The organism is Cupriavidus oxalaticus (assembly GCF_038900635.1).
Lineage (GTDB): Bacteria > Pseudomonadota > Gammaproteobacteria > Burkholderiales > Burkholderiaceae > Cupriavidus > Cupriavidus oxalaticus_B.
This window is the reverse complement of the sequence record NZ_JAYMRX010000037.1, coordinates 24,389-47,351: the sequence shown is the minus strand read 5'-3', so window position 1 is coordinate 47,351 and position 22,963 is coordinate 24,389. Positions and strand designations below refer to the sequence as shown.

At 67.3% G+C, this 22,963-nt stretch carries 20 protein-coding genes; 9 read left to right on the top strand and 11 right to left on the bottom strand.

Annotation, left to right across the window (positions count from 1 at the left end; genetic code table 11):
- The first annotated feature begins 361 nt into the window (after positions 1–361).
- From VSR71_RS32930 to VSR71_RS32920, 3 genes are all read left to right on the top strand, one after another.
- Entirely contained in the window at positions 362–1,993 is a 1,632-nt protein-coding gene (locus VSR71_RS32930) for a methyl-accepting chemotaxis protein (protein WP_342917749.1), read from the top strand.
- Between the two features lie 113 nt (positions 1,994–2,106).
- Positions 2,107–3,081 carry a threo-3-hydroxy-L-aspartate ammonia-lyase gene (locus VSR71_RS32925; protein ID WP_342917748.1) on the top strand — a complete coding sequence of 325 codons (975 nt, stop codon included), beginning with the start codon at positions 2,107–2,109 and terminating at the stop codon, positions 3,079–3,081.
- An 81-nt stretch (positions 3,082–3,162) separates the two neighbouring features.
- Positions 3,163–4,392, top strand: a complete 1,230-nt coding sequence (locus VSR71_RS32920; protein ID WP_342917747.1) for an RtcB family protein — start codon at positions 3,163–3,165, stop codon at positions 4,390–4,392.
- A gap of 39 nt (positions 4,393–4,431) precedes the next feature.
- Here VSR71_RS32920 and VSR71_RS32915 read toward each other — a convergent pair whose 3' ends face one another.
- Both VSR71_RS32915 and phnN read right to left on the bottom strand, forming a co-directional pair.
- On the bottom strand, positions 4,432–5,424 hold the full coding sequence (locus VSR71_RS32915; RefSeq protein ID WP_342917746.1) for a tripartite tricarboxylate transporter substrate binding protein: 993 nt from the start codon (positions 5,422–5,424) through the stop codon (positions 4,432–4,434).
- 43 nt (positions 5,425–5,467) lie between these two features.
- A complete protein-coding gene (gene phnN, locus VSR71_RS32910) occupies positions 5,468–7,273 on the bottom strand; it encodes a phosphonate metabolism protein/1,5-bisphosphokinase (PRPP-forming) PhnN (protein ID WP_342917745.1) in 1,806 nt (601 codons plus the stop codon).
- A gap of 354 nt (positions 7,274–7,627) precedes the next feature.
- Here phnN and VSR71_RS32905 point away from each other — a divergent pair, with 354 nt between their 5' ends.
- Entirely contained in the window at positions 7,628–8,173 is a 546-nt protein-coding gene (locus tag VSR71_RS32905; protein ID WP_342917744.1) for a MarR family transcriptional regulator, read from the top strand.
- Between the two features lie 123 nt (positions 8,174–8,296).
- On the opposite strand, the gene nadC is transcribed toward VSR71_RS32905, so the two are convergent.
- From nadC to fliL, 8 genes are all read right to left on the bottom strand, one after another.
- On the bottom strand, positions 8,297–9,130 hold the full coding sequence (gene nadC, locus VSR71_RS32900; protein WP_342917743.1) for a carboxylating nicotinate-nucleotide diphosphorylase: 834 nt from the start codon (positions 9,128–9,130) through the stop codon (positions 8,297–8,299).
- Between the two features lie 179 nt (positions 9,131–9,309).
- Complete coding sequence (fliR, locus tag VSR71_RS32895) at positions 9,310–10,095, bottom strand: flagellar biosynthetic protein FliR (RefSeq protein ID WP_342917742.1); 786 nt, start codon at positions 10,093–10,095, stop codon at positions 9,310–9,312.
- Positions 10,096–10,143: 48 nt separating this feature from the next.
- Positions 10,144–10,413 carry a flagellar biosynthesis protein FliQ gene (fliQ, locus tag VSR71_RS32890; protein WP_029047088.1) on the bottom strand — a complete coding sequence of 90 codons (270 nt, stop codon included), beginning with the start codon at positions 10,411–10,413 and terminating at the stop codon, positions 10,144–10,146.
- Between the two features lie 58 nt (positions 10,414–10,471).
- On the bottom strand, positions 10,472–11,290 hold the full coding sequence (gene fliP, locus VSR71_RS32885; RefSeq protein WP_342917741.1) for a flagellar type III secretion system pore protein FliP: 819 nt from the start codon (positions 11,288–11,290) through the stop codon (positions 10,472–10,474).
- Positions 11,287–11,793 (bottom strand): flagellar biosynthetic protein FliO, encoded by a 507-nt coding sequence (gene fliO / locus VSR71_RS32880; RefSeq protein WP_342917740.1) that lies wholly within the window; start codon positions 11,791–11,793, stop codon positions 11,287–11,289. Before fliO ends, fliP begins: the two co-directional genes overlap by 4 nt.
- On the bottom strand, positions 11,790–12,251 hold the full coding sequence (gene fliN, locus VSR71_RS32875; RefSeq protein ID WP_342917739.1) for a flagellar motor switch protein FliN: 462 nt from the start codon (positions 12,249–12,251) through the stop codon (positions 11,790–11,792). The genes fliO and fliN overlap by 4 nt, the downstream gene beginning before the upstream one ends.
- A complete protein-coding gene (gene fliM, locus VSR71_RS32870) occupies positions 12,244–13,263 on the bottom strand; it encodes a flagellar motor switch protein FliM (protein WP_342917738.1) in 1,020 nt (339 codons plus the stop codon). Before fliM ends, fliN begins: the two co-directional genes overlap by 8 nt.
- A gap of 158 nt (positions 13,264–13,421) precedes the next feature.
- Entirely contained in the window at positions 13,422–13,916 is a 495-nt protein-coding gene (gene fliL, locus VSR71_RS32865; RefSeq protein ID WP_342917737.1) for a flagellar basal body-associated protein FliL, read from the bottom strand.
- 539 nt (positions 13,917–14,455) lie between these two features.
- On the opposite strand from fliL, the gene acnB reads away from it, so the two are divergent.
- The 4 genes from acnB to VSR71_RS32845 all read left to right on the top strand — a co-directional run bounded on the left by acnB (position 14,456) and on the right by VSR71_RS32845 (position 20,426).
- Entirely contained in the window at positions 14,456–17,047 is a 2,592-nt protein-coding gene (acnB, locus tag VSR71_RS32860) for a bifunctional aconitate hydratase 2/2-methylisocitrate dehydratase (RefSeq protein ID WP_342917736.1), read from the top strand.
- Between the two features lie 165 nt (positions 17,048–17,212).
- Complete coding sequence (locus tag VSR71_RS32855) at positions 17,213–17,917, top strand: glutathione S-transferase N-terminal domain-containing protein (protein WP_342917735.1); 705 nt, start codon at positions 17,213–17,215, stop codon at positions 17,915–17,917.
- Positions 17,918–18,050: 133 nt separating this feature from the next.
- A complete protein-coding gene (locus VSR71_RS32850) occupies positions 18,051–19,394 on the top strand; it encodes a sorbosone dehydrogenase family protein (protein ID WP_342917734.1) in 1,344 nt (447 codons plus the stop codon).
- A 207-nt stretch (positions 19,395–19,601) separates the two neighbouring features.
- Positions 19,602–20,426, top strand: a complete 825-nt coding sequence (locus tag VSR71_RS32845; RefSeq protein WP_342917733.1) for a class I SAM-dependent methyltransferase — start codon at positions 19,602–19,604, stop codon at positions 20,424–20,426.
- Positions 20,427–20,456: 30 nt separating this feature from the next.
- On the opposite strand, the gene VSR71_RS32840 is transcribed toward VSR71_RS32845, so the two are convergent.
- Entirely contained in the window at positions 20,457–21,305 is an 849-nt protein-coding gene (locus VSR71_RS32840; RefSeq protein WP_342917732.1) for a helix-turn-helix transcriptional regulator, read from the bottom strand.
- Between the two features lie 171 nt (positions 21,306–21,476).
- Between VSR71_RS32840 and VSR71_RS32835 the strand changes: the two genes are divergently transcribed.
- Positions 21,477–22,958, top strand: coding sequence for an SLC13 family permease (locus VSR71_RS32835; RefSeq protein WP_342917731.1), 1,482 nt, complete (start codon positions 21,477–21,479; stop codon positions 22,956–22,958).
- Positions 22,959–22,963 lie beyond the last annotated feature (5 nt).

The window sequence follows — 22,963 nt, the reverse complement described above, 5'->3', positions numbered from 1 at the left end:
TGCCCTCGCATACTGCCACCGCCATGCGGCTTAGTCGTCCCCCGGGCGGGTGGGTCTCGTTCTGTATGTGGAAATTGGCGCACGTTGCGGACGAGCGCCGCGGACTTTGCCTGCCCATGCCCCTACTCTCGTAGGGATCAGTTCGCTTTTCCCTGGCCGTTAGCCTCGGCAAACACAGAGCACGGAAACGCGCGATGACGCCACGGGCAATGCACCCGGTGCGCAGCGCGCATGCCGAGCCGACCAGCAGGAACGGGTGCGCGCAGCGTTGCATGCGGCAAGGTGGCATGCAGTGGCGGTTTTCGCCATTTTCAAAACAATGCAAGCGCATCGTCTGACCGGACGGTAAGGGGGAGTGATCATGGGTTTCAAGAGTCTGTCTATCCGCACGCGGATGCTGGCGGGGTTCGGAACGCTGGCGGGCGTGGTGCTGGTGGTTTCGGCGTATTCGCTGCATGCGCTCGGCGACGCCACCGAGGGCTTCAACGGCTATCTCAACGGGCTGAACGCGCGCGCCGAGATGGCCGCGCAGGTGCGCAGCGCGGTGGACCGGCGCGCCATCGCGGCACGCAACCTGGTGCTGGTGACGGACCCGGCCGACCTGGAGCGCGAGAAGGCCGAGGCGCTGCGCGCGCACCAGGACGTGCAGGCGCGGCTGGCGCAGCTCAACGATATGGTGCGGCAGGCCGGTGCCAGCGACGAAGCGCGCAAGCTGGTCGAGGACGTGGCCAGGGTCGAAGCGCAGTACGGACCGGTGGCGACCGCCATTGTCGGCCTGGCGGTGGAGCGCAAGGTCGAGGAAGCGGTATCGCGCATCGACAAGCAATGCCGGCCGCTGCTGACGGCGCTGATCAAGGCGACCGACGCCTACGCGGACTTCACCAAGGCACGCCAGAAGGAGATGGAGCGCAAGCTGGAGGCCGACTACGAGAGCCAGCGCAATCTGCTGATCCTGATCTCGCTGGTGTCGGCGGCGATTGCCGCGGCGGGCGGAATCCTGATCACGCGCGCGATCACGCGGCCGATCGAACGCGCCGTCGACGTGGCCGACACCGTCGCCGCTGGCAACCTGGGTGCGCGCATCGAAGTGGACCGCAACGACGAAACCGGACGCCTGCTGGCGGCGCTGCGCGACATGAACGAGCGCCTGACCGCCACCGTCACGCAGGTGCGCGCCAGCAGCGCCAATATCGCGCTGTCGACCAGCGAGATCGCCACCGGCAATGCCGACCTTAGCAGCCGCACCGAAGAGCAGGCCGCGTCGCTGGAACAGACCGCCGCCAGCATGGAAGAGCTGACCGAGACCGTGCGCCAGAACACCGACAACGCGCGCCAGGCCAGCGAGCTGGCGCGCAATGCCGCCGAGGTGGCGCAGCGCGGCAGCGCCACCGTGCAGCGCGTGGTCGGCACCATGCAGGACATCAGCGCCAGCTCGGCCAAGATTGCCGAGATCACCGGCATCATCGAAGGCATTGCTTTCCAGACCAACATCCTGGCGCTCAATGCCGCGGTCGAAGCGGCGCGCGCGGGCGAGCAGGGACGCGGCTTCGCGGTGGTGGCCAGCGAGGTGCGCGGGCTGGCGCAGCGGTCCTCGAGCGCGGCCAAGGAAATCAAGGAACTGATCGAGGCTTCGGGCCGACAGGTGCACGACGGCTCGTCGCTCGCCAGCGAAGCCGGCCAGACCATGGCCGAGGTGACGCAGGCGGTGGGGCGCGTGACCGGCATCGTGGAAGACATCGCCACGGCGTCGGCCGAGCAGAGCCGCGGCATCGAGCAGGTCAACCAGGCCATCGTGCAGATCGACCAGGTGACGCAGCAGAACGCGTCGCTGGTGAACGAGGCCGCCATGGCATCGCGCGCGCTGGAAGAGCAGGGCCGCGAGCTGAACGAGGTGGTGGCGTTCTTCCGGCTGCCGGGTGAGGGTGGCGGACGCGCGGTGTCGGGCGGGGCAGTTGCGGCGCGCCGTCAGGCAGGCGCGCTGGCGACGGCATAGCGCTGCGGTGTTCCCTCTCCCGCATGCGGGAGAGGGCAAGACATGTGCGCCAGATGCATCGGGGAGCCGGGAGCGGTAGACTTGCCTGTCCCACTCCTTTCCTTGCCATCGCCATGCCCAATCTGCCGATCTCCTTCGAAGACGTCGTCGCCGCCCACGACCGCATCCGCGCCGCGGCCCACCGCACGCCGGTGCTGACTTCCGCGACCGCGGACGCGGCCACGGGCGCGCAGCTGTTCTTCAAGTGCGAGAATTTCCAGCGCATCGGCGCCTTCAAGTTCCGCGGCGCCTATAACGCCATCGCCCAGTTCACGCCGCAGCAGAAGGCCGGCGGGGTGCTGGCGTTCTCCTCCGGCAATCACGCGCAGGCGATCGCACTGTCGGCACGGCTGCTGGGCGTACAGGCGGTGATCGTGATGCCGCAGGACGCGCCGGCGATCAAGGTCGAGGCCACGCGCGGCTATGGCGCCGAGGTGGTGCTGTACGACCGCTACACCGAGGACCGCGAGGCGCTGGGCCGGCGCATTGCCGCCGAGCGCGGCATGACGCTGATCCCGCCGTACGACCATCCGCACGTGATGGCCGGGCAGGGCACCGCGGCCAAGGAACTGCTGGAGGAAACCGGGCCGCTGGACATGCTGGCGGTGTGCCTGGGTGGCGGCGGGCTGCTGTCGGGCTGTGCCGTGGCGGCGCATGCCATGTCGCCGGGCTGCGCGGTCTACGGCGTCGAGCCCGAAGCCGGCAACGACGGCCAGCGCAGCCTGCGCAGCGGCGAGATCGTCCGCATCGACACGCCGCGCACCATTGCCGACGGTGCCCAGACTCCGTTCCTCGGCCAGTACACCTTTGCCGTGATCCGCGAACGGGTAGCCGATATCGTGACGGTTTCGGACGCCGAGCTGGTCGAGACCATGAAGTTCTTCGCCGGCCGCATGAAGATCGTGGTCGAGCCCACCGGCTGCCTGGCCGCCGCCGCCGTGCTGCACGGCAAGCTCGACGTGCGGGGCAAGCGCGTGGGCATCATCGTCTCGGGCGGCAATGTCGACCTGGGCAGCTTTGCCGGCTTTCTGCAAGGGCAGTCAAGCTGAGCCGTGACTGCCTTGCGTTCTCCGGAATCCGTCCGGAATCCGGCCGTCTAACCTGCACGCAACGCCAACGCAGGACACACCATGACGGCCAGGCAGCTCTATGACGTTCTCGATACCGGCGCCGGCAAGCCGGTAAAGATGTGGACCCGCGGCGTCCCGGTGGAAGACGCCGCGCGCCAGCAGCTGGTCAATACCGCGCAGATGCCGTTTATCTTCCGCCACCTGGCGGTGATGCCGGACGTGCACCTCGGCAAGGGCTCGACCATCGGTTCGGTGATCCCGACCGTTGGCGCGGTGATACCGGCCGCGGTGGGCGTGGATATCGGCTGCGGCATGATGGCGGTAAAGACCTCGCTGACCGCCTCCGACCTGCCGGACAACCTCGGCCCGTTGCGCAGCGCGATCGAGCACGCGGTGCCGCACGGCCGCACCGCGCAGGGCGGGCGCCGCGACCAGGGCGCCTGGGGCTCGGTGCCCACGCAGGTCGACGCCGCGTGGGCGGGCATGGCAGCGGATTTCCGCCGCATTACCGACAAATACCCGCAACTGGCGCGCACCAACCATCGCAACCACCTGGGCACGCTCGGCACCGGCAACCACTTTATCGAGGTCTGCCTGGACGAGTCGCAAGCGGTCTGGTTCATGCTGCACTCCGGCTCGCGCGGGGTGGGCAACGCCATCGGCACCACCTTCATCTCGCTGGCGCAGCAGGACATGCGGCGCCACCTGGCCAACCTGCCGGATCGCGACCTGGCTTACCTTGTCGAAGGCTCGCAGCACTACGAGGACTATGTCTTCGCGGTGTCGTGGGCGCAGGCGTTCGCGCGCCGCAACCGCGAGCTGATGATGGAAGCGGTGCTGGCCGCGGCGCAGCGCGTGCTGCGCAAGCCGTTCCAGGCACGGCTTGAAGCCGTCAACTGCCACCATAACTATGTGCAGAAGGAACATCACTTCGGCAAGGAAGTGCTGGTGACACGCAAGGGCGCGGTCAGCGCGCGCGCTGGCGAGCTGGGGATCATCCCCGGCTCGATGGGCGCGCGCTCTTTTATCGTGCGCGGCAAGGGCAATCCGGAATCGTTCTGCTCATGCAGCCACGGCGCGGGCCGCACCATGAGCCGCAGCGAAGCCAAGCGCCGCTTCACCGTGGCCGATCAGAAGCACGCCACCGAAGGGGTGGAATGCCGCAAGGACGCCGCCGTGATCGACGAGATCCCCATGGCATACAAGGACATCGACGCGGTGATGGCGGCGCAGTCCGACCTGGTCGAGGTGGTGCATGCGCTGCGGCAGGTGGTGTGCGTGAAGGGATAGGCAGGTCTGGCCGCCGTAGCCCGGCCGGGCCCCGGATCGTCAGTCGACGACCAGGTTGATCTTCGTCGTGAATTTCTGCCAGCGATCGATATCGGCGCTCACCAGCTTCTGGAACTCGGCAGGGGTGCTGGTGGTTGTGGCAAAGCCGAGCTGCGTCAGCGCAGCTTTGACCTCGGGCTTGGCGATAGCGCGGGCGATTTCCGCATTCAGCTTCTGCACGATATCGGGCGGCGTATGGGCCGGCGCGAGGATGCCGAACCACTGGTCGACCTCATAACCGGCCACACCCAGTTCGCTCACGGTCGGCACGTCCGGCAGGAACGGCGAGCGCGCCTTCGATGTGACGGCCAGCGCGCGCAGCTTGTTGCTCTTAAGGTAGGGAACAGTATTGGTCAGCGTATTGACGCTGATATCGGCCTGGTTGCCCAGGACGTCCGCGATGGCGGGGGCGCAGCCCTTGTACGGCACATGGAGCATGTCGATCTTCGCCGAGACCTTCAGCAGTTCGCCGGCCAGGTGTTGCGGCGTGCCGTTGCCGCATGACGCGTAGCTGGGGGGCGTGCCGCTTTTGCCCGCGGCCAGCAGGTCGTTGAATGTGCGCAGCTTCGAGTGCGAGGGCACGGCGATCACCGACGGCACCGAAGCGAAGGTGATGACTGCGCTGAAATCGGACTTCGGATTGAACTGCAGCTTCTTGAAGACGCTAGGGTTGATGGCGAAGCTGCTGTTGACGATCAGCAGCGTGTAGCCGTCAGCCGGGCTCTTGGCGACGAATTCAGCGCCGATGTTGCCGCTGGCGCCGGGCCGGTTGTCGATCACCACCGGCTGCCCCAGCGATTTGCTGATGTCGGCCCCGATCAGCCGCGCCAGCGAATCGGTCCCTCCTCCGGCCGGGAACGTCACCACCATGCGGATGGGCTTCTGCGGGAAGGTACCTGCAATGTTCGCCTCGGCGCGTCCTGGCACGGTTGCCAGGCTGCCTGCGACAAAGAGCAGCGATGCCAGACTGCGGACGACGGATAGGGGTCTCATTGATATGCCTCGTCGGTTAGGGTGAAGGAAGGGGGAAAGCCGGTCAATCGGGATCAATACGCACCGCCTCGCAGCACTCGCCGCCCGCGCGTGCCAGTGCCGCGGCTGCCTCGAGTGCTGCATCGCTGTCCGCATGGATGCGGTAGAGAGGTTGCCCTTGCGCCACCTTTGCGCCGATGGTGCACAGAAGGTCGATGCCCGCACCGGCGTCGCGCGGGGCTCCGGCGGCGCGCGCGACGCCGGATACCTGCAGTCCATCGATTGCCACCACGCGGCCCGGCCTGGCAGCGCTCACCACGCGCACATGCCTGCCGGGCGCCACGGGATCGGGGCGGGCGCCCTGCGCGGCGGCAATGCGATCGAATGCTGCCTTTGCCTTGCCTTCGTTCAGCAGGGCGGTTGCAATTCGCATGCCCTGATCGGACGAACCAACGCGAGGATCGAATGCGATGATTTCGCCGGCAAAGCGCAATGCCTTCTCGCGCAGATCCGCTGGCGCACCGGGGTCGTTGTCAAGCACCAGGCGCACATCGCGCACTTCCAGTGCGGGCCCGATGCCGCGGCCGATCGGACGGCTGCCGTCCGTCACCAGCGCGCGCACGTGCAGGCCGAGTCCCTTGCCGACGTGCTCGAACATCGCGCCCAGTGCATCCGCATCGGCGCGCGTGGCAAGCTTGGTTTGCGGCCCATAGGGCAGGTCGACGATGACGTGGGTGGCGCCAGCGGTATATTTCTTCGACAGGATCGATGCCACCGACCAGCGGCGTGAATCCAGGCGCAGCGGGCGCGTGATCGCGTTCATCACGTCGTCGACAACGGAGTGATTCAGGCGGCCGTTCCACGCGATACAGGCGCGCGCCTGGGCCACGCAGCGGCGCACGTCGTCGTGCGCCAGGTCGACGCGCGCCACGGTCTCCATGGCGTCGGCAGTGCCGGCGGCGGAAGTGATGGCGCGCGATGATGTCTTGGGCATGGCCAGCCCGTACGCCGCGACAATCGGCACCACGATCAGCGTGATGCGGCTGCCGGGCACGCCCCCGATGGAATGCTTGTCGACGACGACCGGCTCGTCCCAGGCGATGCGGGGCGTGAATGCCGTACGTGCGCGCGCCAGGGCCACGACTTCGTCGTCGGTCAGTGTGCGGCTGGCTGCAACCAGGAACTCGGTCAGTTCGGTCTCGGTGTACCGTCCGGCAATGGCGTCCCGCAGCACCGCAACATAGGCGGCTTCGTCGAGCGCCTCGCCGCGCAGCTTGGCCGCAAGGTTAGTGCGGCTGGCCGGTGATCTATCCCCGGATGGCCGGGTGCCATGCCGCAGCGCTTCGATGAAGCGGGCCATGCCCACCTCGAGCGTGCTGTCATTCGACACCGTGATGCAAGGGACGTCCGGCGGCAGCGCCGCACCGGCCCGCGCCACGCGCCGGGCAACCTGGTCGCCCGATTCACGTCCGCGCGCTGCAATGCGCTGGGCCAGCACGTCGCGCGGTGCCGTCACCAGGACCACCACGAAGCGCGGCAAGCGGCGGGCAAGCTCCGCGATGACGGCACGCGAGCCGTTGGCGACGACGTTGCGCCCGCGTTCCAGTTCCGACATCAGGGACTGGGGCAATCCGTAACGCAGGTCGTGCGCATCCCAGGTGACCAGGAACTCGCCGCTGCGCTGGCGCCGCGCGAACTCGGCCTCGGAAACACCCTCATGCGCTTCGCCGCCAGAACCATCGGGTCGCGTGATGACGCGCCGCGCGAACACGTAGTTGTCCTCGAGCACTGCGCGCGCACCGTCCATCAGCGAATCCTTGCCCGCGCCACTGGGTCCCACAACAAAGAAGAATGTGCCGGTCGTGTCCATGACAAATACCTTAGATGTCGAAGATGTGTGGCAATGCTAGCACCGGACAGCGGGGTGTCAAGATAAGTTCGATGTCTAAGGTAATGCAAACAGCGGGCCAGTGCCCGCAAATCCAGTGTGTACGCGGGATTCGTGTTCTCGTAGGGGAAAACACGGGTAAGCGGCGTGTGCGCTCGCGGTGCCTCATGCATCGGTTGCGCGCACGGTGCACTGATGGAGTGAACGCTACATCCGGGGAAAGGGCGCCGGCGCAGGGCGGCGCCACATGCAAGGCAGAGGCGCTATCATGTGCGCTGTTGCGAGCACCGCCTTGTCCGGTGCCGCATGGATGCGTTTCACTTCCCGTCACCAACTATGTCCACAAGAAAGCCGGATGCCCCGGTCACCATCACCCCACCGGATGAAGCCGATGAAGAGCGGCTTGCCCACCTGGTGAAGGACGCCGCGCGCGCCTATATCCGGGCGCTGCAACTGCGCCTGGCGGAACATTCGGTGTCGTACGGTCACTGGACCATCCTGCGCATCCTGTGGCGCCATGACGGCCTGTCGCAGCGCGAGTTGAGCGAGCGCGCCGGCGTGACCGAGCCCACCACCTTTGCGGCGGTGAAGGCGCTGGAGGCGCTGGGCTACGTGGAACGCACGCACCTTCCCGGCAACAAGAAGAAGGTGCATGTGTTCCTGAGCAAGACCGGGCGCGCGCTGCGCCGCAAGCTCGAGCCGCTGGCCACCGAGGTCAATGAACTCAGCGTGGAAGGGGTCAGCGAAGAAGATGTGCTGACCACGCGCCGCGTACTGATCACCATCGCCAAGCGCCTGGTCGCCGACGAGATCGCGTCGGCCGAGAACGGCCGGCGCGTACCGTCCACGCAGGAGGTGGGACGGCTGCTGTCGGACCTGTAGCCAGCGTCGGCCGGCGCCAATGAAAAGGCCCTCGCGGGCCAGGCCGGCGAGGGTGAATGCCTTGGGTAGAAGGCGTGAAACCTACAGCGGCGCTAAAGATGGACGCGCTTGAACCGGCAGGGGTCAGGCTTCGTCCAGCCCGATATCCACGGCCGGTGCCGACTGCGTGATCTTGCTCGTCGAGATGTAGTCAACGCCGGTCTCCGCCACCGCCCGTATCGTTTCCAGGCGAATGCCCCCAGAGGCCTCGACCTTGGTCCGGCCATTGACGATCTGCACCGCTTCCTTCATGTCGGGCACCGACATGTTGTCCAGCATGATCACGTCGACACCGGCAGCCAGTGCCTCGTGCACCTGCTCCAGCCGGTCGCATTCCACTTCCAGCTTGGTCAGCACCGGCAGCCTGCGGCGCACGCGTTCCACCGCGGCGGCGATGCTGCCGCACACGGCGATGTGGTTGTCCTTGATCATCACGCCGTTGTCCAGGCTGAGCCGGTGGTTCAGGCCACCGCCGCAGGTCACGGCATGCTTTTCCAGCGCGCGCAGTCCAGGCGTGGTCTTGCGGCTGTCGATCAGGCGCGCCTTGGTATGCGCAATGGCCTGGGCATAGGTGGCCGTGTGATTGGCAATGCCGCACAGCCGCTGCATGATGTTGAGCGCGGTGCGCTCCGCCGTCAGCACGCTGCGCGCGTTGCCGCTCACGTTCAGCAATACCGCGCCCTTGGCGACCTTGTCGCCGTCCGCGACGCGGACATCAATCGACAGCGTGGGATCGTAGCGGGCGAAGATGCGAGCCGCCACGTCGATACCCGCAATGATCATCGGCTCGCGGGCGTTCATGCAGAAGGTGCCGGTCTCACCCGGTTCGATCATGGTCTGGACGGTCAAGTCGCAGATGCCGATATCTTCGGTCAGCCAGAGGTCGATCAGCTTGTCCGTGGCGTAGAGGTCGTACATGTAAGGGCTCCTGAACGGTGGTTGCTGTACCTCAATAATCTTAGAGATCGAAGTACATGGCGTAATACTAACGCCTTGACGCTTCGTGTCAAGAAATATTCGACATCTAAGATAATGTGCGCGCAACGCCGGCAGGAAACCGGGGTCTGCACGTTGCTGCAACGTACCGCGGCGGCGCGCTAGCGTCCGAACTGCCCCAGCACCGTCCCGATCGATTCCAGCCCGGCCTCGATCAAGTGCTGCATGTAGGTGCCCATCTGCGGCATCACCAGCATCAGCACCAGGAAGCCGCCCGACAGCGTCACCGGGAAGCCCACCGCGAAGATCGACAGCTGCGGCGAGGCGCGGTTGAGGATGCCCATGGCCAGGTTCAGCGTCAGCAGCGCGGCGATCATCGGCAGCGCCAGCAGCAGGGCCGATGCGAACACCATGCCGCCGGCGCGCGCCACTGCCAGGGCGCCGCCCGCCGACAGCGGCGTGCCGCCGATGGGCAGTCCGTTGAAGCTGTCGACCAGCGCGCCCAGCATCATCAGGTGGCCGTCCAGCGCCAGGAACAGCAGCATCGCGATGACATTGAGGAAGCGCGACAGCACCATGGTCTGGCCGCCGGCTGCGCGGTCGAAGAAGGAGGCGAACGACAGGCCCATCTGCAGGCCGATGATTTCGCCGGCCTGCTGCACGGTGGCGAAGACCAGCCGCATGACAAAGCCGGTGGCCAGGCCGATGCCGACCTCGTTGAGGATGATCAGCAGGCCGCCGAAGGAGTACACCGGCGCCGCCGGCAGCTGCGCGATGGTGGGCGACACCACCATCGCGATCATCGCCGACAGCGCGATCTTGGCGCGCCGCGGGATGGTCGATTCACCGAACAGCGGCGCGGTGCCGATCAGGGCCAGGATGCGGAAGAAGGGCCACAGGAATGCCGCGAGCCAGCCGTAAAGCTGGGCTGAGGTGAATTCGACCACGGCAAGTCTGTCGGCAGGCGGAAGGCGGAAGGCGGAAAGAAGAGAGCGTCAGTGCGCCAGCGCGGGAATGCTCTGGAACACTTCGCGCATGTAGTCGACCATGGTGTTGATCATCCAGGGACCGGCCAGCACCATGGTGGCAAACAGCGCGATCAGCTTGGGGATGAAGGTCAGCGTCATCTCGTTGATCTGCGTCGCGGCCTGGAACAGGCTCACCACCAGGCCGGCCGCCAGCGCCACCAGCAGCAGCGGCGCGGCCAGCAGCAGGGTCATCTTCATCGCCTGGGTGGCGATGGTCATTACGGTTTCCGGTGTCATGGCTCGGTCCTGGGAGATGCGATGGCTGGGTAATGCGAAGGGGACGAGGCAGCCGGCCTCAGTTCATGAAGCTCTGCGCCAAAGATCCCAGCAGCAGCTGCCAGCCGTCCACCAGCACGAACAGCATCAGCTTGAACGGCAGCGAGATGGTTGCCGGCGGCACCATCATCATGCCCATTGCCATCAGCACGCTGGCGACCACCAGGTCGATGATCAGGAACGGGATAAAGATGGTGAAGCCGATCTGGAAGGCGGTCTTGAGTTCGCTGGTAACGAAGGCGGGCACCAGGATGCTCAGCGGCACCTCTTCCGGGCCCTGCATCTCCGGTGCCTTGGCCATCTGCGCGAACATCGCCAGGTCTTTTTCGCGGGTCTGGCGCAGCATGAAGGCCTTGAGCGGCTCGGCGGCCCTGGCGGCTGCCGCTTCCAGGCTGATCTTGTTTTCCGACAGCGGCTTGTAGGCGTCGTTGTAGACGCGATCCAGCACCGGCGCCATCACGAAGAAGGTGAGGAACAGCGACAGTCCCACCAGTACCTGGTTGGGCGGCGAGGTGGCCGTGCCCAGCGCGTTGCGCAGCAGCCCGAGCACGATGATGATGCGGGTGAAGCCGGTCATCATCAGCATCGCCGCCGGCAGGAACGACAGCGAGGTCAGCAGCACCAGCGTCTGGATCGGCAGCGACCAGATCTGGCCGCCCCCCGGCGCGGGCTTGCTGACCACTCCGGGCAGCTGCTGCGCCCAGGCAGACGCGGGCGCCAACGCCAGTACGGCGGCAAGCGCGAGGACCAGGGCAATCGACAACGGGCAATGGCGCGCGGCCACGGCGAGGCGCGCGGGCCGGAAGCGGCGCCGCCATGCGGCACGCAGGGAATTCATGGCTTGAACTGTGATTGCAGCGAGCGCAGCAGCTTCTCGGCGAAGGTGCCGCCGGTCGGCGGTTGCGGCATGCCGGTGGCGCGTGCCGGGGTCCGCTGGTCGGCGGAGGTACTGGCAGTGGTGTTCGCGGGCATGCTGTGAAGCGGACGGATTTCGCCGGGGCTGACGCCCAGCACCAGCCAGGTATCCCCGACTTCCACCAGCACCAGCCGCTGGCGCGCGCCCAGCATGGTGCTGCCGACCACCTTCATCACCCCGCCGGTGGCATGGCGCACCAGCCCGGCACGCCGGGCCAGCCAGGCCATGCCGAGGATCAGCGCGATCACGGCAAACAGCCCCAGCCCGGCCTGGGCCAGGCTGCCCGCGCCGCTGATGGCCGGTGCCGGCTTGTCGTCGGCGGCCAGCGCCAGCGCGGGCATCAGCGCCGGCATCAGTGCAGCGAGGCTGGCGCCGGCGGCCCGGAGGCGGCCGGCACCGCGCGCGGGGTACTTCCGGATGGTCATTTGTTCAGCTTGCGGATGCGTTCGGACGGCGTGATGATGTCCGTCAGGCGGATGCCGAACTTGTCGTTCACCACCACCACCTCGCCCTGCGCGATCAGGTAGCCGTTGACCAGCACGTCCATCGGCTCGCCGGCCAGCCCGTCCAGCTCGACCACCGAGCCCTGTGCCAGCTGCAGCAGGTTCTTGATGGGCACCTTGGTGCGGCCCAGTTCCACCGTCAGCTGCACCGGGATATCGAGGATCATCTCGATATCGTTGTGGAAGCCGCTGGCCGCTTCCTTCGCCAGCGGCTGGAAGACAGTGGCGGCGGCCGGGGTGGCCGCGGGCGCGGAGGAGGCCGAAGGGGCCGCAGGGGCCGCAGTGGGCACCTCGGCAGCTGTGGCGCTGGTCTGCTCCGCCAGCGCGCTGGCCCAGTCGTCCATCGGATCGACCGGCTTGTCCTCGAAGCCGTCACTCATAATCGGTGTCCTCGGTGTCCAGGTGGGAATCGCCGTCCTGGTGATTGATCATTCGTTCTACCCGCAGCGCGTACTGGCCATTCATGGTGCCGAAGCCGCACTGCATCACGGGCACGCCGTCCACCTTGCCGAAGATCTTCTCCGGCAGCTCGATCGGCAGCACGTCGCCGGCGCGCAGCGCCAGCACTTCGGCCACCGTGCTCTGCAGGTGCGCGAACTCGGCGACCAGTTCCACTTCGGCCGCGCGCAGCTGCCTTGACAGCTGGTTGACCCAGCCCTTGTCGACTTCCTTCTCGTCCTGCAGCGGATTCATCAGCAGGTCCTTGAGCGGCTCGATCATCGCGTACGGCAGGCACACGTGGAGCTGCCCGCCGACGGCGCCCAGTTCGATATGGAAGGCGGTGGTCACCACGGCTTCGTTCTGCGTGGCGACATTGGCAAACTTGGTGTGCATTTCCGAGCGGATGTACTCGGTCTCGATCGGATGCACGGTGCGCCAGGCGCTGCCGTAGCTGGCCAGCGTCAGCTCCAGCATGCGCTGGATGATGCGCTGCTCGGTCTGGGTGAAGTCGCGCCCTTCCACGCGGGTGTGGAAGCGGCCGTCGCCGCCGAACAGGTTGTCCACCACCAGGAACACCAGGTTCGGGTCGTAGACAAACAGCGCCGTGCCGCGCAGCGGCTTCAGGTGGACCAGGTTCAGGTTGGTCGGCATCGGCAGGTTGCGGGCGAAATCGCCGAACTTCTCGATCCTGATGCCGCCGACCGAAATATCCGCGCCGCGGCGGATGAAATTGAACAGTGCCGAGCGCAGCGAACGCGCAAAGCGCTCGTTGATGATTTCCAGCGTATGCAGGCGGCCGCGGATGATGCGTTCCTGCGTCGCCAGGTTGTACGGGCGCACCCCGCCGTCGTCCAGTGCCGGCTCGCTGGCCTTGGGCGTATCGGCCTCGCCGGATACGCCCTTGAGCAGTTCGTCGACCTCGTCTTGCGAGAGGAACTTGTCGTAGGCCATCTAGTGTCCTGCCCCTTGTGCGGCGTTATGGATGAAACCGTTGCGGCATCGCCAGGCGCGCCTCACCGTGCCCGGCTGCATGCGGGGGCGGGGCGTGGCTTGGTGGCGGCGGACAGTTTCATATCGGTTGGCGGGCGGAGCAGGGCGCAAGCGGGCGCTTACTGCACCACGAAAGAGGTGAACAACACATCCAGCACGCGCTGGGCCGGCAGGCCGGTGGCGAAGGGCTGGGCGATGGTGGTGCGGATGTCGTCGGCCAGCTTGCGCTTGCCTTCGACCGTGGCCAGATCCGCGGGCTGGCGTGCCGACAACAGCAGCAGGATGCGGCTGCGTGCCTCGGGCAGGTACTGCGCCAGGCGCGCCTGCGTCTCGGCATCCGCCACCTTCAGCGACAGGCCGGTATGCAGGAAGCGGTCGCCGTCCTCGCTCTTCAGGTTGACGGTGAACGCATCCAGCGGCACGAAGATCGGCGGCGGAATGACCGGGGCGGGCGGCGCGGCCGGCGCCGCCGGCTGGCGGTTGCTCAGCACGCTGCCCAGCACGTAGCCTCCGGCACCCAGTGCCAGGACAAGCACGCCGCCGCCGATCAGCAGCAGCCGACCGCGCTTGCCTGTGTTGCTGCCAGTCTGGGAAGGGGAAGCCGTGTTCGCCATGAGAAGCCTGTGTCGGAATGCCTGCCATTCTTCCGGAATCGCAGGCCAGCAAAGGGCCGAAAAAAAGGGGGAAACCCTTTCAGCTTGGCCGTTTGAGCGGAAAGGGGGGCAGGCATGGCTACGCTAGCGGGCGCTTTGTGGTGCGCGCCTGCAGGGGGGTTAACGATTGTTGGCGGGGGAACTTGAGGTTTGGGCTAGGGGGTGGCGGTTGGGGTGCTATTTGCTGCGGCTGGGCATCTGGTAGTTGTTTCTATGCCCTGGTTTCGCCCATTTAGGGGCGAAACCGGGGCATATCAACATCTACCAGATGCCAAGCCGCAGGCATAAGCCAGCCCCCACCCTCATTCCCTACTACGCCACTCAGGTAGCCACCCATGCAACTCCCCACAGTCTTACATCCAAAATCCCATTGATTTACATAGATTTTCCAATTTCAACTCTTATATAAGATATAAGACATTTGACCGAGACCCGACGAAGGACTACAATTCGCGACGTCAACAGAAGATTTTCTAAACCTAATTACTCAGCAGGTTCCCATGCTTGAAAACTATCGCGCACATGTGGCCGAGCGCGCCGCGCTTGGTATCCCTCCTCTGCCCCTGACCGCCAAGCAGACGGCCGAGCTGATCGAACTGCTGAAGAACCCGCCCGCCGGCGAAGAGCAGAACCTGGTCGAGCTGATCACCAACCGCGTCCCCGCCGGCGTGGACGACGCCGCCAAGGTCAAGGCCTCCTACCTGGCCGCTGTCGCCCTGGGCAAGGAAAAGTGCGCGCTGGTCTCCCGCGCCAAGGCTACCGAGCTGCTCGGCACCATGCTGGGCGGCTACAACATCTCGCCGCTGATCGAGCTGCTGGATGACGCTGAAGTCGGCACCGTTGCCGCCGACGCGCTGAAGAAGACCCTGCTGATGTTCGACGCCTTCCACGACGTGAAGGAAAAGGCCGACAAGGGCAACGCCAACGCCAAGGCCGTGCTGCAAAGCTGGGCCGACGCCGAGTGGTTCACCAGCCGCCCGGAAGTGCCGCAAAGCCTGACCATCACCGTGTTCAAGGTGCCGGGCGAAACCAACACCGACGACCTGTCGCCGGCTCCGGACGCCACCACCCGCCCGGACATCCCGATGCACGCGCTGGCCATGCTGAAGAACAAGCGCGAAGGCGCGGCGTTCCAGCCGGAAGAAGACGGCAAGCGCGGCCCGGTCAAGTTCATCGAATCGCTGAAGGAAAAGGGCCACCTGGTCGCCTACGTGGGCGACGTGGTCGGTACCGGTTCCTCGCGCAAGTCCGCCACCAACTCGGTGCTGTGGTTCACCGGTGAAGACATCCCCTTCATCCCGAACAAGCGTTTCGGCGGCGTGTGCCTGGGCAACAAGATCGCCCCGATCTTCTACAACACCATGGAAGACGCCGGCGCCCTGCCGATCGAGCTGGACGTGTCCCAGATGGAAATGGGCGACGTGGTCGAACTGCGCCCGTACGAAGGCAAGGCCCTGAAGAACGGCGCAGTGATCGCCGAGTTCAAGGTCAAGTCCGACGTGCTGTTCGACGAAGTCCGCGCCGGCGGCCGCATTCCGCTGATCGTCGGCCGTGGCCTGACCGCCAAGGCGCGTGAAGCGCTGGGCCTGGCCCCGTCGACGCTGTTCCGCCTGCCGCAGAACCCGGCCGACACCGGCAAGGGCTTCACCCTGGCGCAGAAGATGGTTGGCCGTGCCTGCGGCCTGGCGGAAGGCCAGGGCATCCGCCCGAACACCTACTGCGAACCGAAGATGACCTCGGTGGGCTCGCAGGACACCACCGGCCCGATGACCCGCGACGAGCTGAAGGACCTGGCCTGCCTGGGCTTCTCGGCCGACCTGGTGATGCAGTCGTTCTGCCACACCGCCGCCTATCCGAAGCCGGTTGACGTCAAGACGCACCACACGCTGCCTGAGTTCATCAGCACCCGCGGCGGCATCTCGCTGCGCCCGGGCGACGGCGTGATCCACTCGTGGCTGAACCGCATGCTGCTGCCCGACACCGTCGGCACCGGCGGCGACTCGCACACCCGCTTCCCGATCGGCATCAGCTTCCCGGCCGGCTCGGGCCTGGTGGCCTTTGCCGCCGCCACCGGCGTGATGCCGCTGGACATGCCGGAATCGGTGCTGGTCCGCTTCAAGGGCCAGATGCAGCCGGGCGTGACCCTGCGCGACCTGGTCAACGCGATCCCGCTGTACGCGATCAAGCAAGGCCTGCTGACCGTGGCCAAGCAAGGCAAGAAGAACATCTTCTCGGGCCGCATCCTGGAAATCGAAGGCCTGCCCGACCTGAAGGTCGAGCAAGCGTTCGAGCTGTCGGATGCTTCCGCCGAGCGTTCGGCCGCCGGTTGCACGGTGCGCCTGAACAAGGACCCGATCATCGAGTACATCAACAGCAACATCACGCTGCTGAAGTGGATGATCGCCCAGGGTTATCAAGATCCGCGCAGCCTGCAGCGCCGTATCCAGGCGATGCAAGGCTGGCTGGCCGATCCGAAGCTGCTGGAGCCGGACGCCGACGCCGAGTACGCCGCCGTGATCGAGATCGACCTGGCCGACGTGCATGAGCCGATCGTGGCCTGCCCGAACGACCCGGACGACGTCAAGACCCTGTCCGACGTGGCCGGCGCCAAGATCGACGAAGTCTTCATCGGTTCGTGCATGACCAACATCGGCCACTTCCGCGCAGCTTCCAAGCTGCTGGAAGGCAAGCGCGACATCCCGGTCAAGCTGTGGGTGGCCCCGCCGACCAAGATGGACCAGAAGCAGCTGACCGAGGAAGGCCACTACGGCGTGTTCGGCACCGCCGGTGCGCGCACCGAAATGCCGGGCTGCTCGCTGTGCATGGGCAACCAGGCACAGGTGCGCGAAGGTGCCACGGTGATGTCGACCAGCACCCGCAACTTCCCGAACCGCCTGGGCAAGAACACCAACGTGTACCTGGGTTCCGCCGAGCTGGCGGCGATCTGCTCGCGTCTGGGCCGCATCCCGACCAAGGACGAGTACATGGCCGATATTGGCGTCATCAACCAGAATGGCGACAAGATCTACAAGTACATGAACTTCGACCAGATCGAGGACTTCAAGGAAGTGGCTGACCAAGTGACGGTGTAAGCCGCGTAGCCAGATTGGCATGAAGAAGAAGAAGGGGCCCTGCTTGCGGGGCCCTTTTTGTGTCTGGAGCGGGGCGCCGGCACGGATTGCGCCGGCGGGCTATCATCCTCTGTTTCAGCCATCCGTTGCCCGCCGTGCCGCGGGCAGCGCGCCACTGGAGCCCACGTGCCAGAGCTTTCCGACTTCCCGATCACCCGCAAATGGCCGGCGCAACACCCCGACCGCATCCAGCTCTATTCGCTGCCGACGCCCAACGGCGTCAAGGCATCGATCATGCTGGAAGAGACCGGCCTGCCGTATGAGCCGCACCTGGTGCGCTTCGACACCGACGACCAGCTCTCGCCGGAATTCCTGTCGCTGAACCCGAACAACAAGATCCCCGCGATCCTCGACCCCGACGGCCCGGGCGGCAAGCCGCTGGCGCTGTTCGAATCGGGCGCGATCCTGCTGTACCTGGCCGACAAGTCGGGCAAGCTGATTCCGGCCGATCCGGCGCGGCGCTACGAGACCATCCAGTGGCTGATGTTCCAGATGGGCGGCATCGGCCCGATGTTCGGGCAGGTCGGCTTCTTCCACAAGTTCGCCGGCAACGCCTATGAAGACAAGCGCCCGCGCGACCGCTACGTGGCGGAAAGCCGGCGCCTGCTCAACGTGCTCGAGCAGCGCCTGGCAGGGCGCGCGTGGATCATGGGCGACGAGTACACCATTGCAGATATCGCCACCTTCCCGTGGGTGCGCAACCTGGTGGGCTTCTACGAGGCGGGCGACCTGGTCGGCTTCAAGGATTTCGTCCACGTGCGGCGCGTGCTGGACGCGTTCGTGCAGCGCCCGGCCGTGGTGAAGGGGCTGGATACGCCGCATCGCGGCTGAGGGCCGGCATGCGGCGGGCCGACGTGGGCGTTGTCCTACACCGGGCCTTCCCGGGGGCCTACAGGGGGGCGGCGGCACCCATCCTATAGTCCAAGCAGCGGGCGTATCCCGCCTCGCCCGAGGAGTCCGGATCATGCCGCTGCCGAAGCCCTCACCGTCTTCTTCCCGCTTGTGCGGCGCAGCGCTGCTGGCGGGCGCCGCCGCGGCGCTGGGCGCGTGCGGCGAATCGGCCAAGCTGCCTTCCGAGGCCGGCTTCGGACCCACGCCGCAACTGCCGCCGCCGAACCAGACCGCCATCCCCACCGTCAAGATCGCGCCCGCCGTCGGCTGGGCCGAAGGCCAGCGCCCGGTGCCGGCCGAGGGCATGGCGGTGACCGCCTTTGCCGACAAGCTCGATCATCCGCGCTGGGTCTACGTGCTGCCCAATGGCGACGTGCTGGTGGCCGAGAGCAATGCGCCGCCCAAGCCCGACGACGGCAAGGGCATCAAGGGCTGGATCATGAAGAAGGTGATGAAGCGCGCCGGCGCCGGCACGCCCAGCGCCAACCGCATCACCCTGCTGCGCGACAGCAACGGCGACGGCGTGGCCGACCAGCGCTCGATCTTCCTGAAGGACATCAACTCGCCGTTCGGCATGGTGCTGGTCGGCAACGATTTTTACGTGGCTGCCACCGACGCGGTGCTGCGCTTCCCGTACCAGCCCGGCCAGACCCAGATCGCCGCGGCGCCGCAGAAGGTGGTGGACCTGCCCGGCGGGCCGCTCAATCACCACTGGACCAAGAACATCATCGCCAGCCGCGACGGCAGCAAGCTCTACGTGACGGTGGGCTCGAACAGCAACGTGGCCGAGCATGGCATGGACAAGGAAGCGGGCCGCGCCGCCATCTGGGAGGTCGATCCCAGCAACGGCTCGCACCGCATCTTCGCCAGCGGCCTGCGCAATCCCAACGGCCTGGCATGGGAGCCGGTCACCGGCGCGCTGTGGACCGCGGTCAACGAGCGCGACGAGATCGGCAGCGACCTGGTGCCGGACTACATCACCACGGTGCGCGATGGCGGCTTCTACGGCTGGCCGTACAGCTACTTCGGCCAGCATGTCGACGTGCGCGTCAAGCCGCCGGCCCCCGACCTGGTGGCCCGGGCCATCGTGCCCGACTACGCGGTCGGCGCGCATACCGCTCCGCTGGGGCTCGCGGCTGCCACCGGCAACAGCCTGCCGGCGCGCTTCAGCGAGGGCATGTTCGTGGGCCAGCACGGATCCTGGAACCGGCGGCCGCTGGCGGGGTACAAGGTCATCTTCGTGCCCTTCAGCAAAGGCCGGCCGAACGGCTTGCCTTTCGACGTGCTGACCGGTTTTGTCGACGGCGAGGGCAATGCGCGCGGCCGGCCCGTGGGCGTGGCGATCGACAAGCGCGGCGGGCTGCTGGTGGCGGACGACGTCGGCAATGTCGTCTGGCGTGTGAGCGGGGCGAAATAGCGGCTGTTCCAGGCCGGCCCGCGCCGAGTGGGTCGGGTCAGCGTTCGGCCCGAGCCCGCGCGGCCGCGCGCCTCCGGGGTCCATTGCCCGACCATTGCGCCGGCGCCGCGCTGACTATACTTCGCTTGGAGGGGGGCGGCGCATCAATCGTGCCTGCTTCGTCCCCGCCCAAACCGCAGCCTGGACACCGACGCCTGGGAGGGGGGCATGGATCACACCGGAGATTTGTTTCGAGCCTTTGAGCTGGCTGGCTGGGAGAACCCCGAAGTCGTCAGCCGCTACCAGGAGCACCTGTCGCACGTGACCCGGCAATCGATCGAGGCGCTGCTGGACGATGCACGCGTCGGCAGCGGGCTGCGTGTGCTCGATGTCGCCAGCGGCTCGGGCCATATCGCCGCGGCGGCGGCGCGGCGCGGCGCCGAGGCCATCGGCATCGATTTCTCGCTGGCGCAGGTGGAGCTGGCGCGCAAACTTTATCCCGACATCGACTACCAGCAGGCCGACGCGCAGGCGCTGCCCTTTGGCGACGCCAGCTTCGATGCCGTGGTCGACGGCTTCGGCATGTGCCACCTGTCCGATCCCGATGCCGCGCTGCGCGAAGCCTTCCGCGTGCTGCGCCCCGGCGGGCGCATCGCCTTCACGGTGTGGGATGCCCCCGAACGCGCGGTGGGCTTCGGCGCGGTCTATGCCGCCATCCGCGCCTATGGCTCGATGGAGGTCGACCTGCCGGCGGGGCCCAATTTCTTTCTCTACAGCGATCCCAACGAGTGCCGCAACGCCTTGCAGCAGGCCGGCTTTGTCGCCCCGACGTGCCGGCACGTGCATCAGGTGTGGCGCTTTTCCACGCCGGACCAGCTGTTCGATGCGCTCGCGCAGGGCACCGTGCGCGCCGCCGCCACGCTGCGCGCGCAGACCCCGCGGGCGCGCGACGAGATCCGGGCGGTGCTGCGCGGCACGGTCGCCGGCTATATGCGCGGCAGCGGCTTCGAGGTGCCGATGCCGGCGGTGCTGGCCGCCGCGGTGAAGCCCTGAAGCGGCGCTCGCGCGCCGCCGACCGTCACCTCAGGCCAGCACGCGGCGCCGGCGCGCCATGAAGTCGCGCGGGGTTTGCCCGAGCGCGCGGCGGAACATGGTCGAGAACGCGCCCGCGTGGGCGTAGCCGGTTTCCGCGGCCACATGCGCCAGCGGCCGGCCTCGGCTCATCAGGTCGATCGCATGGGCCAGCCGCAACTGCTGGCGCCAGCTGCCGAAGCTGGTCTTCAACTCGCTTTCGAACAGCCGCGCCAGCGTGCGCTCGCTGGCGCCGGTGCGAGCCGCCCATTCGGACAGCGTCAGGCTGGAGCCCGGATCTTCCATCAGCGCGTGGCACAGCGCCTGCAGCCGCCGGTCCGACGGCAGCGCGAGCCCCAGCGACAGCGTGGGCGCGGCCGCCAGTTCTTCCACCAGCAGGCTGGCGCAGAGCTGGCGGCGGCGCTCGCCGAGCGTGTCGTCATGGGCCAGGGCTTCCATCAGCTCGCGCAACAGCGGCGACACCTCCAGCACCGCGCATGAATCGGCCGACAGCGCGCAGGCCTGCGGCGCGATATAGCAGGCATAGAAGCGCACCGTGCCCAGCACCACCACGTTGTGCTCCACGTCGGGCGGGATCCAGACCGCGCGCATCGCCGGCACCAGCCATGTGGTGCCGCCGGCGGTGATGCGCAGGCTGCCGCTGATCGGGAACGACAGCTGGCCCCACGGATGGCGGTGCGGGTGGATCACCGCGTTCGGTGGCGGGCGGCGCAGGTGCGCGATCACCGGGTCGGCGGCGCTGGGACGTGCGCGCGGCACCGGGGAGTAGACGGGGCGGCGGCGGGCCGGGGCGGCAGGCGAGACGGCAGGCAGGGCAGGAGCGGAGGCGTCGCGTGGCATGAAATCGTAAGAAATTGCCTGATTAGTGTAACTCCGCCAATCGGGCCCGGCCTACGATGCTGACATCGAGCGGCCGCGCCCCGGAACGGGACCGGCCGATTGACGAACAGGCACCGGCCCGCCGAAATCGCGCGCGGCATGGGACCGGCGCCATAGACGAGATGTTCTTCCATGCCTCCATTCGTACGCCGCGCCGCGGCTCGCTTCGGCCTGGCCGGTCCGGATGCCACGCTGGCCGCCGCCCGTCCTGTGCCCGACACCATTTCCGACCCTGGCCTGCTGCAATCCGCCAGGGCTGCCTTGGCCATCGGCGCGTGCATCGCGCTGGTGTTGAGCGCCGGCCACGCCCTTGACGCGCCGCCGGCGCTGGTCTGGGCCGCGGCGCTGGTGTTGTCCACCGTGTGCTGCTGGGCGCTCGGCGCGTTGCCCGAGCCCACCGCCACGCTGCTGTTCTTCCTGTGCGCGGTCGTGTTCCAGATCGCGCCGCCCAAGGTGGTGTTCAGCGGCTTTGCCTCGCCCGCGTGGTGGCTGATGTTCGGCGGCGCCGTCACCGGCGTGGCGCTGCGCAACAGCGGGCTGGCGCTGCGGCTGGCCGACGCCATCTTCCAGCGCCGGATGCACGGGTATCCGCAACTGGTCGCGCTGGTCGCGGCCAGCGCCGTGGGCCTCGCGTTCCTGATGCCGTCCACCACCGGCCGCGTGCTGCTGCTGGTCCCGATCGTGCTGGCGCTGGCGGACCGCGTGGGCCTGGCTCCCGGCTCCACCGGCCGCATCGGCCTGGTGCTGACGGTGGCCGCGGCCAGCTATATGGCGCCGACCACCATCCTGCCCGCCAATATCCCCAACAGCGTGCTGCTGGGCGCGGCCAGTTCGCTGTACGGCATCAATCTCAGCTACGGCAGCTATCTGCTGCTGCATTTCCCGGTCCTGGGCCTGCTCAAGACCGTGGTGCTGGTCTGGCTGGTGTGCCGGCTGTTCCCGCACGACGCCCCGCTGGTGGCGGCACCGGCGGCAGCGCGCACGCCGATGGGCCGGCAGGAGCGGCTGCTGGCGATCATCCTGGCGATCGCCGTGGCGGGATTTGCCACCGACGCGCTGCATGGCATTTCGCCGGCCTGGATTGCGCTGGCCGCGGGCATCGTCTGCCTGCTGCCGGGCGTGGGGCTGGTCTCGTCCAAAGCGCTGGCCGAGCAGGTCCACCTGGTGCCGCTGCTCTATGTGGCGGGCTTCCTCGGACTTGGCGCGGTGGTGGAATCGACCGGCCTGGGCACCGCTGTCAGCCAGGCGCTGCTGCACTGGCTGCAGCTGACGCCGGGGCACACGGTGGCGAACGTCGGCGCGCTCGGGGCGGTGGGCGCCAGCATAGGGCTGATGACCACGCTGCCGAGCCTGCCGGCCGTGTTGTCGCCACTGGCGCGGGAGTTTGCCAGCGCCACCGGCTTGCCGCTGGAGACGGTATTGATGCTGCAGGTGCCGGTGTTCTCCACGGTATTTTTCCCCTACCAGTCGCCGCCGATCGTGATCGCGATGCAGTTGGGGGGCGTCGGGCTGCGCCATGGCACGCGGCTGTGCCTGGCCCTGGCGGCCATCACGGTGGTGGTGTTGCTGCCGCTGGATTACCTCTGGTGGCGACTGCTCGGCTACCTGCCCTGAGCCAG

What these genes read in the sequence shown, in the direction of transcription:
- fliP (WP_342917741.1), bottom strand. Translation starts at nt 11,290, where the DNA reads ATGAATTCCCTGCGTGCCGCATGGCGGCGCCGCTTCCGGCCCGCGCGC.
- fliQ (WP_029047088.1), bottom strand. Translation starts at nt 10,413, where the DNA reads ATGACACCGGAAACCGTAATGACCATCGCCACCCAGGCGATGAAGATG.
- VSR71_RS32920 (WP_342917747.1), top strand. Translation starts at nt 3,163, where the DNA reads ATGACGGCCAGGCAGCTCTATGACGTTCTCGATACCGGCGCCGGCAAG.
- acnB (WP_342917736.1), top strand. Translation starts at nt 14,456, where the DNA reads ATGCTTGAAAACTATCGCGCACATGTGGCCGAGCGCGCCGCGCTTGGT.
- phnN (WP_342917745.1), bottom strand. Translation starts at nt 7,273, where the DNA reads ATGGACACGACCGGCACATTCTTCTTTGTTGTGGGACCCAGTGGCGCG.
- nadC (WP_342917743.1), bottom strand. Translation starts at nt 9,130, where the DNA reads ATGTACGACCTCTACGCCACGGACAAGCTGATCGACCTCTGGCTGACC.
- VSR71_RS32835 (WP_342917731.1), top strand. Translation starts at nt 21,477, where the DNA reads ATGCCTCCATTCGTACGCCGCGCCGCGGCTCGCTTCGGCCTGGCCGGT.
- fliL (WP_342917737.1), bottom strand. Translation starts at nt 13,916, where the DNA reads ATGGCGAACACGGCTTCCCCTTCCCAGACTGGCAGCAACACAGGCAAG.
- VSR71_RS32915 (WP_342917746.1), bottom strand. Translation starts at nt 5,424, where the DNA reads ATGAGACCCCTATCCGTCGTCCGCAGTCTGGCATCGCTGCTCTTTGTC.
- fliO (WP_342917740.1), bottom strand. Translation starts at nt 11,793, where the DNA reads ATGACCATCCGGAAGTACCCCGCGCGCGGTGCCGGCCGCCTCCGGGCC.
- VSR71_RS32905 (WP_342917744.1), top strand. Translation starts at nt 7,628, where the DNA reads ATGTCCACAAGAAAGCCGGATGCCCCGGTCACCATCACCCCACCGGAT.
- VSR71_RS32850 (WP_342917734.1), top strand. Translation starts at nt 18,051, where the DNA reads ATGCCGCTGCCGAAGCCCTCACCGTCTTCTTCCCGCTTGTGCGGCGCA.
- VSR71_RS32845 (WP_342917733.1), top strand. Translation starts at nt 19,602, where the DNA reads ATGGATCACACCGGAGATTTGTTTCGAGCCTTTGAGCTGGCTGGCTGG.
- VSR71_RS32930 (WP_342917749.1), top strand. Translation starts at nt 362, where the DNA reads ATGGGTTTCAAGAGTCTGTCTATCCGCACGCGGATGCTGGCGGGGTTC.
- VSR71_RS32840 (WP_342917732.1), bottom strand. Translation starts at nt 21,305, where the DNA reads ATGCCACGCGACGCCTCCGCTCCTGCCCTGCCTGCCGTCTCGCCTGCC.
- fliN (WP_342917739.1), bottom strand. Translation starts at nt 12,251, where the DNA reads ATGAGTGACGGCTTCGAGGACAAGCCGGTCGATCCGATGGACGACTGG.
- fliM (WP_342917738.1), bottom strand. Translation starts at nt 13,263, where the DNA reads ATGGCCTACGACAAGTTCCTCTCGCAAGACGAGGTCGACGAACTGCTC.
- VSR71_RS32925 (WP_342917748.1), top strand. Translation starts at nt 2,107, where the DNA reads ATGCCCAATCTGCCGATCTCCTTCGAAGACGTCGTCGCCGCCCACGAC.